10 protein-coding genes and 2 riboswitches are annotated in these 12,241 nt (G+C 54.3%); of the genes, 2 read left to right on the plus strand and 8 right to left on the minus strand.

Features of this window, described 5'->3' with window-relative positions; translation table 11 throughout:
- Positions 1 to 14 precede the first annotated feature (14 nt).
- The 3 genes from kdpA to ACI48J_RS23880 all read right to left on the minus strand — a co-directional run bounded on the left by kdpA (position 15) and on the right by ACI48J_RS23880 (position 2,447).
- Positions 15 to 1,694, minus strand: a complete 1,680-nt coding sequence (gene kdpA, locus ACI48J_RS23870; RefSeq protein WP_405080534.1) for a potassium-transporting ATPase subunit KdpA — start codon at positions 1,692 to 1,694, stop codon at positions 15 to 17.
- A 60-nt stretch (positions 1,695 to 1,754) separates the two neighbouring features.
- Positions 1,755 to 1,832, minus strand: a complete 78-nt coding sequence (gene kdpF / locus ACI48J_RS23875; protein ID WP_103997486.1) for a K(+)-transporting ATPase subunit F — start codon at positions 1,830 to 1,832, stop codon at positions 1,755 to 1,757.
- Between the two features lie 174 nt (positions 1,833 to 2,006).
- On the minus strand, positions 2,007 to 2,447 hold the full coding sequence (locus ACI48J_RS23880) for a hypothetical protein (protein WP_405080535.1): 441 nt from the start codon (positions 2,445 to 2,447) through the stop codon (positions 2,007 to 2,009).
- A 117-nt stretch (positions 2,448 to 2,564) separates the two neighbouring features.
- A riboswitch (cyclic di-AMP (ydaO/yuaA leader) is annotated at positions 2,565 to 2,743 on the minus strand.
- Positions 2,744 to 2,851: 108 nt separating this feature from the next.
- Positions 2,852 to 3,046, minus strand: a riboswitch (cyclic di-AMP (ydaO/yuaA leader).
- A gap of 262 nt (positions 3,047 to 3,308) precedes the next feature.
- Here ACI48J_RS23880 and ACI48J_RS23885 point away from each other — a divergent pair.
- Positions 3,309 to 5,399 (plus strand): carbon starvation CstA family protein, encoded by a 2,091-nt coding sequence (locus ACI48J_RS23885; RefSeq protein WP_405080536.1) that lies wholly within the window; start codon positions 3,309 to 3,311, stop codon positions 5,397 to 5,399.
- Positions 5,392 to 5,595, plus strand: a complete 204-nt coding sequence (locus tag ACI48J_RS23890) for a YbdD/YjiX family protein (protein WP_405080537.1) — start codon at positions 5,392 to 5,394, stop codon at positions 5,593 to 5,595. Before ACI48J_RS23885 ends, ACI48J_RS23890 begins: the two co-directional genes overlap by 8 nt.
- Before the next feature lie 173 nt (positions 5,596 to 5,768).
- On the opposite strand, the gene ACI48J_RS23895 is transcribed toward ACI48J_RS23890, so the two are convergent.
- The 5 genes from ACI48J_RS23895 to ptsG all read right to left on the minus strand — a co-directional run bounded on the left by ACI48J_RS23895 (position 5,769) and on the right by ptsG (position 11,744).
- Positions 5,769 to 6,665 (minus strand): YitT family protein, encoded by an 897-nt coding sequence (locus tag ACI48J_RS23895; RefSeq protein WP_326053306.1) that lies wholly within the window; start codon positions 6,663 to 6,665, stop codon positions 5,769 to 5,771.
- 324 nt (positions 6,666 to 6,989) lie between these two features.
- The gene (locus tag ACI48J_RS23900; protein WP_405080538.1) at positions 6,990 to 7,379 is read right to left on the minus strand and encodes an MmcQ/YjbR family DNA-binding protein; all 390 of its coding nucleotides are present in this window, start codon (positions 7,377 to 7,379) and stop codon (positions 6,990 to 6,992) included.
- A 223-nt stretch (positions 7,380 to 7,602) separates the two neighbouring features.
- On the minus strand, positions 7,603 to 9,321 hold the full coding sequence (gene ptsP, locus ACI48J_RS23905) for a phosphoenolpyruvate--protein phosphotransferase (RefSeq protein ID WP_405080539.1): 1,719 nt from the start codon (positions 9,319 to 9,321) through the stop codon (positions 7,603 to 7,605).
- The gene (locus ACI48J_RS23910; RefSeq protein ID WP_009674656.1) at positions 9,314 to 9,586 is read right to left on the minus strand and encodes a phosphocarrier protein HPr; all 273 of its coding nucleotides are present in this window, start codon (positions 9,584 to 9,586) and stop codon (positions 9,314 to 9,316) included. Before ACI48J_RS23910 ends, ptsP begins: the two co-directional genes overlap by 8 nt.
- A 97-nt stretch (positions 9,587 to 9,683) precedes the next feature.
- On the minus strand, positions 9,684 to 11,744 hold the full coding sequence (gene ptsG, locus ACI48J_RS23915; protein ID WP_405080541.1) for a glucose-specific PTS transporter subunit IIBC: 2,061 nt from the start codon (positions 11,742 to 11,744) through the stop codon (positions 9,684 to 9,686).
- Positions 11,745 to 12,241 lie beyond the last annotated feature (497 nt).

Below are 12,241 nucleotides of genomic sequence, written 5' to 3' on the forward strand. Positions count from 1 at the left end.
TCACCCCATCGTTTCTAACGCAATGTCAAATATTCGGCCACCGGACCCAGCACGATTACCGGCAGGAAGGTGAGCGCCCCAATGATGACGACCGTACCTACCACGATTCCGGTAAACAAGGCATTGTCCGTACGGAACGTACCGATTGTTTCCGGGACCCATTGTTTACGGCCCAGCGAGCCGGCCACACCCAGCAGGGCGATGATCGACACGTAACGGCCCAGCAGCATCACAATCCCCGTGGAAATGTTCCAGAACGGCGTATTGTCTGCCAGCCCCTCGAAGCCGGAGCCGTTATTGGCCGCCGACGACGTGAACTCGTACAGCACCTGAGAGATTCCGTGGAATCCCGGATTGGTGACGGCTCCTTTGCCAAGCTCCGTCATGAAGGCGATCGCTGTCGGAGCCAGGATGATAAGCGGATGCGCCAGAATCGCAACGGCGATCAGTTTCATCTCGCGGGACTCGATTTTGCGTCCCAGAAACTCCGGAGTCCGACCGACCATGAGGCCCGCCAGAAAAACCGCCAGAATCGCATACATGAGCATATTGACCAGCCCGACTCCGTCCCCGCCGAATACGCAGTTCAGCATCATTTGAGCGAGCGGAACCATTCCGCCCAGCGGGGTGAGCGTGTCGTGCATATTGTTGACGGTTCCCGTCGTCGCCGCCGTCGTTACCGTAGTGAACAGCGCGGACTGGGCGATGCCGAACCGCACCTCTTTGCCTTCCATACTGCCGATGGACGAATCCGCGCCAAGGGCATTCAAGGCAGGGTTACCGGCCTTTTCCGAGAAGAAAGCGACCGACAGAAAGACCAGGAACAAGGTCATCATCGCGGTGAAAATGACCCATCCCTGCTTCCGGTTCTTCGCAAACCTGCCGAAGGTATAGGTCAACGAGGCCGGAATGCACCACATGGACAGCATTTCGATCACGTTAGTCAGCGGAGACGGATTTTCAAACGGATGGGAAGAATTCACCCCGAAGAAGCCGCCGCCGTTCGTGCCCAGATGCTTGATGGACACAAGCGAGGCTACCGGTCCGATGGCGATTTGCTGTTCTCCGCCTTCAAGCGTCTTCGCGGCCACGGCCGGGTCCAGCGTCTGCGGCACCTTCAGGCCGACAAGCACCAGCGTGACCACGATAGCCAGCGGCAGCAGCAGGCGGGTGTGTCCTTTTACAAAATCCGTAAAAAAGTTGCCGATAGTATTGCCTCTGGACGTCAGTCCGCGGATAAACGCAATCGCAACAACGATTCCCGTTACGGCGGACGTGAACATCATCATCATGATGACCGCCATCTGCGAGAAATAGGACAAGCCCGTTTCCCCGCTGTAGTGCTGCAGGTTGGTGTTCGTCATAAAACTGATGATCGTATTAAACGACAGCGTCGCTTCCATATTGTCGATCCCGTTCGGGTTCAAAGGAAGAGCACGCTGCAGACGGAGGATCAGATACCCGGCCGCCACAAGCACAATGTTGGTCAGCACAAGACTTCCCGCATACTTCTTCCATGTCATGCCGTTCTCGCTGCGGATACCCGCAAGCTTATAAATGGGACGTTCCAGCCAGCCGAACCATTTGTCCGTCCGGTTTCTCTCATTCGAAAAAACATGATAGATATAAGTTCCAAGCGGCTTCACCAGCAGGCAAAGCACCGCGATTACGATTAAAATTTGCACAATCTCCATGGATTCCTATCCTCCTCAAGCAACTCCGCGCTAGTAGTTCACCGGCCGCCCGCAGGCGCCTTAAAATTTCTCGGGATGAATAAGCGCGTATATCAGATACAGGAAAAGCCCTGCCGTAAAAAGCGCGATAATCATCATGAACGGCCGCCTTCCGAGCCATCCACAACATGGTGGCACCAGATCAGAAAACCGTAAAAGATGAGATAAATAAATGCCAGCAGCAGAATCATATAAAGGTCCGTCATGCGGGTCGGCTCCTTTCTTTCCTATTTATAGGTTCATTCATTCTCGAACGCACAGCGAATTTAAATGTTAGCGCAAAACTTCCTCGGGCACTGGGCCCGGTGCTGCTCCAAGCAGGAAAGAGACCTGACGGGTATTCGTATGCACCACATGGTCGGCGCCGAGCGCTTTATAAATCAACCGCGGTGTGGCATTCGTTTTCACCACGAAAATCGTTCCGGTTGTCCAGCTGCGGACCATCTGAAGATACCGGCAGCAGAGCGGCAGGCTGTCTTCGAAAAGGTAAACGTCACCGATCGGAAGCTCGGGAACTTCCCAGGCTTCGTGGCGCACGGTATCCACTTCCACGATGTGCCGGACTCCCAGCTTCTTCATCCGCTGTCCTTCCGCGGGGTTGTTCACAAGAGCCGCGAAGGGTCTGCGGTAAATATTCAGCAGTTTAATAAAGTTCTCGCCGGTGACATTCGGTGCGGAAACCAACGTATAGGTTTGGATCTTTCTCTCGTCCACTTTTTATCCCTCTTTCATGTTTTGGGCAGCAAAAAAAGAAGCCTGCGGAAGAGGAACTCTTCACGCGGCTTCTTGACGGTCACAGCCTAAAAAGACTATAGCCGAAGCGCGATAGCAGTCGCCTCTCTCGGTACGCTTACGAGGTTAGCTGTCGGATTCGGGCGTGAGAGTCGCCCTACCATAACGGCACGGATGCCGCTTCTGGATTCACCCCATGAGGACCGGCCGTCAGGCCTGCAAGTCCTCGTTGGTTCCCCCGTTCTCCGCTTCACACGGAAACTCAGCGATAAAAACGCATGTTCATTTGTTTGGCACATTTTTCATTTTCGGATGTTTTTGAACATAACAAAACCACAGCGAAACGAAGTCCCTGTGGTCGATGCCGATCACAAGCTTCTTCAACCCCTCCCGAACTCATGCGCTTACGAGGTTAGCTGTCGGATTCGGGCGGTGAGAGTCGCCCTACCTGATTGCCGGGTCCATGGGTTCCGGCGCTTCAGGATTCACCCCTGCAGACACGGCTCCGGCTCTCACACCGGATCAATGCTGCGATGGTTCCCCCGCTTTCCCCGGATGGGGAAATTCAGCGAAAGCAAGAAACTGTTTTTTTCAATTGATGGAATGAATGTTACACCTCCGCACGTGCTTTGTAAAGATATGGAGAGATTGTTTTTAAACCGATTTAAGCCAAAGAAATCCCCTAATGCGCTTACATTTCTTCTTTTTATGCCCTAGCTTGTTAATGCGTCGAAAATCTCGCGTTTTTGAAAACGGTTTGGACATCCAGGCTCTTCCCTCAGCGGAAAAACCTGCTATACTACTTGTAAACGTTCCCATATTAACCAGTAAGGAGGCATGTTTATGAAAATCGGATGGAAATCAATCTTGCTCTGGGGGGTGATTTCCATTGTCGGCGCGTTCGCTTTCGGGCTTGTCGCACTTAATCGGGGGGAAACGATCAATGCCGCCTGGCTCGTAATCGCAGCCGTCAGCTGCTATGCGGTCGCCTACCGGTTCTACAGCCGTTTTCTCGCCCGCAAAGTCTTCGTGCTCGACGACAACCGGAAAACACCCGCAGAGCTGAACAACGACGGCAAGGACTATGTGCCGACGAACAAATGGGTGCTGTTCGGGCATCATTTCGCGGCCATTGCCGGCGCGGGCCCTCTCGTAGGCCCCGTACTTGCCGCCCAAATGGGCTATCTGCCCGGAACGCTGTGGATTATTCTCGGCGTTATTCTGGGAGGCGCCGTCCAGGATTTCGTGATACTTTTCGCTTCAACACGCAGAAACGGTAAATCGCTTGGCGATATGATCAAGGACGAAATCGGCAAGGTGACGGGCACGATTGCCATGCTCGGCATTCTGGGCATTATGATCATTCTTCTCGCCGTCCTCGGACTCGTCGTCGTCAAAGCGCTGATCGGCAGCCCGTGGGGCATGTTCACGATTGCCGCCACCATTCCGATCGCCCTCCTGATGGGCGTGTATATGCGCTACATACGTCCCGGCCGGGTCGGAGAAGCATCGCTCATCGGCGTCGTGCTGCTCGTTCTGTCGCTGATCGGAGGCAAATTCGTCGCCGAGAGCGCCGCTCTGGCCCCGCTTTTCTCCTTCAGCGGGGAAACCATCGCTCTGATGATGATCGCCTACGGCTTTTTCGCTTCGGTGATGCCGGTCTGGCTGCTTCTGGCGCCCCGCGACTATCTCAGCACGTTCCTCAAAGTCGGAACAATTATCGGCCTCGCGCTGGGTATTATTTTCGTTCTGCCGGACCTGTCCATGCCGGCCACGACCCGTTTCATCGACGGAACCGGTCCCGTCTTCGCAGGGAATTTGTTCCCGTTCCTGTTCATCACCATCGCCTGCGGCTCCGTTTCGGGCTTCCATGCGCTGATCTCCTCCGGGACGACGCCCAAAATGCTGGAGCGCGAATCGCACGCGCGTCCGATCGGCTACGGCGCGATGCTGGTCGAATCGTTCGTCGCCATCATGGCGCTGATCGCCGCCTGCATCATCACGCCCGGCACCTACTTCGCGATTAACTCGTCGGCGGCGGCCCTGGGCGGTACCGATGTGGCGACCGCGGCGGCAACCATCACGAGCTGGGGCTTCACCATCACGCCGGAGCAATTGACTACGCTGTCCAAGGATATCGGCGAGAGTACCATCCTCTCGCGGACGGGCGGCGCGCCGACCTTCGCCATCGGCATGGCGCAAATCTTGTCCGGCGTGATCGGCGGCAAAACGATGATGGCGTTCTGGTACCATTTCGCCATCCTGTTCGAAGCGTTGTTCATCCTGACGACGATCGACGCCGGCACCCGCGTGGGGCGTTTCCTCATCCAGGATCTGCTCGGCTATGCCAGCAAGTCGCTGGGGGATACCCGGTCCACGGTAGGCAATCTTATCGCCACGGCTCTCTGCGTAGCGGGCTGGGGCTATTTCCTCTACCAAGGCGTTGTGGACCCTCTGGGGGGCATCAACTCCTTGTGGGCGCTCTTCGGCATCGCCAACCAGATGCTGGCCGGCATCGCGCTTGTGCTGGGGACGACCATTTTGTTCAAAATGGGCAAGAAGGCGTACGCCTGGGTCACGCTTCTGCCCACGACGTGGCTGCTTATCGTGACCATGTCCGCCGGCTGGCAGAAGCTGTTCCACGAGAAAGCGAACATCGGCTTTCTTTCTCACACCAAACAGTTCCAGAACGCGCTGGACAGCGGCAAAATCGTCGCTCCGGCCAAAACGGCCGCGCAGATGAAGCAGATTGTGATGAACGATTACATCGACGCGGCCTTGTGCGGATTTTTCATGATCGTGGTGCTGATCGTGTTTATCTCGGCCATCCGCGTCTGGTTGAGGGCGATTTCGAACAAACCGCTGGATCTATACGAAGCCCCGTATATTCCGCGCGGCGGGCAGGGCAGATCCGAGGCCACGAAATATGTTTAAGCGCCTGAAACTCATCTGGAGCTACCGCAATCAGTTTATCCATCTGATGGTGGGCGTGCCTCACTACGAGACCTATGTGGCTCATATGAAAAGCGCCCACAAAGACCAACCCGTCATGAGCCGTGCGGAGTTTTTCCGGCAGGCTCAGGACAACCGATATGACGCCAAGGACGGGAAAATCTCCCGCTGCTGCTAGGTGTTTACGGCGGCACGCTGCGGCGGCACGCTGCGGCGGCACGCTGCGGCGGCACGCTGCGGCGGCACGCTGCGGCGGCACGCTGCGGCGGCACAAAAAAAACCAGCAGCCCCTTTGGGCCGCTGGTTTTTTCCTTTATCCCTGTATCTGCAGGGAAAGCTTTTTTGCAAGGATCAGTGAATATCCTTCTTCTTGAATTGTCCGCCCTTCACATCGTGAATATTGCCGACGGCAATAAAGGCGTTTTCGTCCCATTCTTCGACGATGGATTTCAGCTTCGCTTCTTCCAGACGCGTAATGACGGTGAAAATCACCTTCTTGTCGTCGCCGGTATAAGCGCCTTCTCCATGAAGGTAAGTAACGCCACGGCCCAGACGCTGAGTCAGCGCATCGCCGATTTCTTTATATTTTTCACTGATGATCCATACGGATTTCGACTGATCGAGACCTTCGATCGTCACATCAATCATTTTCATCGCAATGTAATACGCAATCAGGGAATACATCGCATGATCCCAACCGAACACGAATCCGGCGCTGCCGAGAATGAACAGATTGACGAACAAGACGATTTCACCGACGGAAAACGGTGATTTTTTATTGATCAGAATAGCTACGATCTCCGTACCGTCCAGGGAACCTCCCGAACGGATAACGAGACCGATCCCGACGCCGAGGATAACCCCGCCGAAAACGGCCGCCAGCAGCGGATCGATGGTAAAAGCCGGAACCGGATGAAGCAGAGAAGTGCCGACTGACATTGCGATAACACCGAACAACGTCGAAAAAGCGAACGTTTTACCGATTTGTTTGTAGCCCAGAAACAGGAAAGGAAGATTTAAAAGGGTTAAGAAAATACCGAGAGGGAGATGGAAGAAGTGGGACAGCATAATCGAAATACCGGTGATACCGCCGTCGATAATATTATTGGGAACGAGGAAAACTTCCAACCCGACCGAAAATAAAGCCGCACCTATCGAAATAAATACGATTCGTTGCAGCAGCTTTGCCGCAGTAGCCGTACGTTTACCTGATTTTTCGCCTTGAAAAGTCGATTTTTCTACACTCAATGGCCGACACCCCTTTTATTTGTATGTATCTAAAGTCTGCCTTAATCCGAAAAAGGAGCCTGTTTGCAACAGACTCCAGAATAGCGGCCGGCAAACAAACATCGAATACATGTATTATACCATATTATTCGCCTAGGATCACTGAATTTACCGAAATACGGTCAAAAACGGCAATCGACGTCCTTGACAAGCGTGCCCGGACCTCTCCTAATCCGCTTTAATTCTTCCGAAAAACAGAAAATACCGGGCAGGCGAATCATGCGTAACACCTGTTACATGGCCGCATGTAAGCTTTTGCAAGCTGAGCTTAGTTTTCCCGCCGTTCTAACTTTCATTCCACTCGGCGTCGCCGTATTGCAGAATGTGCTGCTGCATTTTCTTGCTTAGACTCCCTCGTACGAGCTGGTAGGAAACGTCCACCATATCCATGATTTCCTGCGGGTCCAAGCTTCCGTCCAGCCGGACGGTATTCCAGTGGCGTTTGTTCATGTGATAACCCGGCTTTACGGCCTCCGGGTACTGCATGCGCAGCAGCTCCGCTTCCTCCGGCGGACATTTTAACGTTACACTTCCTTCACCCGGAGCCGCTCCCGAAGGCAGCAGAGCGAACATTTTGCCTCCTACGCGCAGCACATCGGTCTCATTGTCGAAGGGACGGTCCGCGACAGCCCCCGGTTTGGATAAAGCATATTCCATAACCTCATTTGTATTCATAGCAGAAAAGCCCCTTTCGCGATAAAAGTTTTGTTTAACACCGGATTCGCTTCGTAAAGCGGAATTCCTTTTCGGCCAAACAAAAGAACACCCCTCGTCAGCCTCAGGCCTATTGCCTTTCGACGTGTCAGGGGTGTTCTTGCCGTTGACTTTCATCCTATCCTTGCGGATGTTATTTCAAATGCAGGCGCCGTTATAAGCTAGCCGTCTGCCGATCTTGGCATTACGCTTTCGGCTGATGCCCGTTTACGAGCGCCACGACTTCCTCCGCCGTCGAAAGCTCAATCGCGCGGGCGGCGAGCTCCCGCATCTCCGACAGGGAGAGCTTCACGATCTGGCTGCGTGCAGGCAGAATGGAAGTGGCGCTCATGCTGAACTCGTCGAGACCGAGTCCGAGCAGAAGCGGAATCGCGGTCGTATCCCCCGCCATCTCGCCGCACATGCCGGCCCATTTGCCTTCGCGGTGTGCCGCGTCGATCACCATTTTAACCAGGCGCAGAATGGCCGGATTGTAAGGCTGATACAGATAAGAGACACGCTCGTTCATCCGGTCGGCCGCCATCGTATATTGAATGAGGTCATTCGTCCCGATGCTGAAGAAATCCACTTCTTTGGCAAACTGGTCGGCCATAACAGCCGTCGACGGGATTTCCACCATGATACCGAGCTGAATCTCGTCGGATGCCGGTGTTCCCTCCTCCGCAAGTTTCGCCTTCTCTTCGAGTAGAAGCGCCTTCGCCTGGCGGAACTCGTCCAACGTAGCGATCATCGGGAACATGATCCGAAGCGAGCCGTGCACGCTGGCACGCAGCAGGGCGCGCAGCTGGGTGCGGAAGATATCTTCGCGCTCCAGACACAAGCGGATTGCCCGAAAGCCGAGGAACGGGTTCATCTCCTTCGGAAGCTGCAGGTAAGGCAGCTCCTTGTCGCCGCCGATGTCGAGCGTGCGGACCACAACCGGCTTGCCCTCCATTTTCTCGAGGACCGCCTTGTAGGCCTTGTACTGTTCTTCCTCCGTCGGCAGCTGGTCGCGCCCCATGTACAGGAACTCGGTCCGGTACAGGCCGACAGCCTCGCCGCCGTTCTCCAGCACGCCTGCCACGTCGGCAGGCGTGCCGATGTTCGCCGCAAGTTCGACATGGTGACCGTCCGGGGTCACCGTCGGCTCGTTGCGCAGCTTGGCCCATTCGGCGCGCTGCTCCGCGTAGCGCTGCTGCTTCGCGCGGTATTCTTCGACCACCGCAGGCTCCGGATTGATCAGAACGTCGCCGTCCAATCCGTCCACAATCAGCAGGTCGCCGTCCTTGACAAGATCCAGCACGTTTTTCGTCCCGACGACGGCCGGGATTTCAAGCGAGCGCGCCATGATCGCGGAATGGGACGTGCGTCCGCCGATATTGGTCGTAAAGCCTTTCACGTACGTGCGGTTAAGCTGGGCCGTATCCGACGGAGTCAAATCCTCCGCCACGACAACAGTCTCCTCCGAAATCGACGACGGGCTCACGAATTTGACGCCGAGCAGATGAGCAAGCACCCGCTTCGTCACATCCCGCATATCCGACGCGCGTTCTTTCAGATAATCACTGTTCATGTTCTCGAACATTTCGACGAATGTCATCGCCACTTCGTTCATCGCAAATTCCGCGTTGACCTTCTCGTCGCGGATTTTCGCTTTCACCGGATCGACCAGCTCGGGATCGCCGAGCACAAGCAGGTGAGATTCGAAAATCTCCGCTTTCTCTTCTCCCATCTCCCGGAGCGTCTGTTCCTTGATAGCCTCGAGTTCGGCGCTGGATTTCTCAAGAGCCTGCTCGAATTTGGCAACCTCGGCTTCCGTGTCCTCCACGGTTTTGCGGACGACGGTCAAGTCGGGGTGTTCCAGACGGAACGCACGGGCGATGGCAATTCCCGCCGAAGCGGCAATGCCACGTATATTAGCCATGAAGCTCGCCCAGCCCTTCTTTAGTCATAATTGCTTCCAAAGCCGCGATCGCTTCCGCCGCATCTTCACCTTCTGCGGAGAAAGTAATTACGTCGTTTTCTTCCAGCCCCAGAGAAAGCACGCCTAGAATCGATTTCATAGTCACTTTCTTGCCTTTGCTTTCGGCGAATACGTCCGCTTTAAATTTATTGGATGTATTGACAAGTGCTGTAGCCGGACGTGCGTGAATTCCTGTATCGCTGGTCACTTTAAATGTTTTTTGCATAGTTGGTCATCTCCACTCGTTAAATTAGTTTTGCTTATGTCTATCTTAACCGAAAAGGAGGGGAATAGAAAAATACAGCTCTATCCCCCGTTTCTTTTTACTTAATCGTAATGATATGTTTATCGCCCGATTTCACGTCGCCCTGCTTGTTCAGGAGAATTTCCGTACCTTCCGGCAGATTCGTGAAAATGACCGGCGAGATAATGGAAGGAGCGTGCTCTTTCACATAATCGAGATCGACTTTCATGATCGGCTGACCCGCTTCCACGATATCTCCTTCGGAAACAAGCACTTCAAAGCCTTGTCCTTTCAGTTTTACCGTGTTCACTCCGATATGAACCAGCAGTTCTTTGCCGGCGTCGGATTGGATGCCGATGGCATGCTTGCTCGGGAATACGTTGAAAATTTTGCCGTTTACCGGAGATACAATTGTTCCGTTTTTCGGCAGGATGGCAAATCCGTCGCCCGTCATTTTCTGGGAAAAGACTTCGTCCGGAACGAGCGTGATATCCATCAGTTCACCGTCTGCGGGAGCTACGATCGTTTCTTCCTTCATCAGCTCACTGCCCCCGACATCGGGAGATTCAACTGCCGGAACGCTCGCGGTGGAAGGAATGCGGCCCGCCATTACGTCCTGGATCTGATTTTTCAAAGAATCGGAACGGGTCCCGAAAATAGCTTGTACATTGTTGCCGACTTCAAGAACGCCGGAAGCGCCCAGTTTCTTGAGACGCTCTTTATCCACGGCGCCTTTATCCTTCACCTGAACACGCAGACGCGTGATACATGCGTCAAGGTTCGAAATGTTCGGCGCTCCGCCCAACGCCGCGAGAATGCTGCTCGGCAGGTCGCCCGTACCGCTTGCATTGCTTGCGCCGCTCACGGGAGCATCATCCGTGTCGGCTTCCGTTTGAACTTCTTCGCGTCCGGGCGTTCTCAGATTGAACTTCGTAATCGCGAAGCGGAACACCACATAGTAGATGACCGCGAAGACCAGACCGACCAGAATCGCGAGCCACCATGGCGTACGGTTCGGGAGGACTCCCAGCAGCAGGAAGTCGATCGCGCCGCCGGAGAACGTAAAGCCGAGCTTAACCTGCAGCAGCGTCATGATCGCAAACGACAGACCTGCCAGCAGAGCATGGAATACGTAGAGAAGCGGTGCCACGAACAGGAACGAGAACTCGATCGGCTCCGTAATCCCCGTGAGGAATGCCGTCAGAGCGGCGGAGCCCATAATACCGGCTACCAGCTTTTTGTTCTCGGGACGCGCCGTATGGTAAATCGCCAGACAAGCAGCCGGAAGACCGAACATCATGAACGGGAAGTTCCCGCTCATAAACGTACCTGCCGTAAGCGGTACGCCGTCTTTCAGCTGAGCGAAGAAAATTTTCATGTCTCCGCGGACCAGAACGCCCGACTTGTCGATATATTCGCCGAACTCGTACCAGAACGGCGCATTCCAGATGTGATGCAGACCGAACGGAATGAGGGAACGGACCCCGACTCCGAATACGAAGGAAGCCAGAACCGGATTCGCATCGAGTACGGAACGGGAGAAAGCGCTCAGTCCATGCTGAACCGGAGGCCAGATAAAGATCAGAATAAACCCGGTCAAGAGCGCGGCAAGGGAGGTGATAATCGGTACGAACCGCTTACCCGCAAAAAATCCGAGGTACGACGGCAGTTCGATTTTATGGTACCTCTTGTAGAGAAGCGCCGCTATGACCCCCATTATAATCCCGCCGAAAACGCCCGTTTGCAAGGTAGGAATGCCCAGCACGCTTGCGTAAGCAGGGTCTTTAAGCGTAAGCGAGAAAGGGGTTACACCCGCCAAAACGCCCATCGTGACGTTCATGATCAAATAACCGATCGTGGCCGCGATACCCGCGACGCCGTCTCCGCCCGCCAGACCGATCGCTACCCCGATTGCGAAAAGCAAAGCCAGGTTGGCGAAAATAATGTCGCCTGCGCTCGACATGAGGTGAGCCGCTACCTGAAACCCGTTTCCGCTGAGGAAAGGCATAAGCTCAATCGTATCCGGGTTTTGCATGGCCGAACCGAACGCCAGCAGAAGACCCGCGGCAGGAAGAATGGAAACCGGAAGCATGAGCGCCTTGCCTACTTGCTGGAGAGCGCCGAAAGTGCTTTTTAACATGTGCTTCACTTCCTTTATCTGGTCATAGTGTCTATGGATTATTCAACCCCACAGGCAAGGCCGAAACAGCAAAAAAGGCATAAGCAATCAAGGAATGCCGGAAATAGCTGCCGGATAAGGGTTAATATAACCCAACTCGGAGCGTTTCCATTCATTCTCTTTCTTGCTCATGCCTGATCGTATCAGTCACACGCGCATATCGCCTGTTCAGTTGTATAATTCCTAAGCTCCGTCATTATAGCATGACAAAACTCAACAGACAATACCATTTTTCGCACGTTCATCCCGTCAAAAAGGAGACCTCCCGAACGGGAAATCTCCGGTTATAAAACGGAAGTGGGTGCGTTCCGGGAAAGGAACGTCGCCCCTTCCAAAAGGGATATCGTTCCTATAAGATACTGCAAGATACCTGCAAGATACCTGCAAGATATCTGAAAGGCAGCTAATTAAGTCGTCTATGGAAGATAACTCGCGCAATGGCAAAAGCTTCGGTTCGG

Origin of the sequence: Paenibacillus chitinolyticus, assembly GCF_045038035.1 — a bacterium.
GTDB lineage: Bacteria > Bacillota > Bacilli > Paenibacillales > NBRC-103111 > Paenibacillus_F > Paenibacillus_F chitinolyticus_A.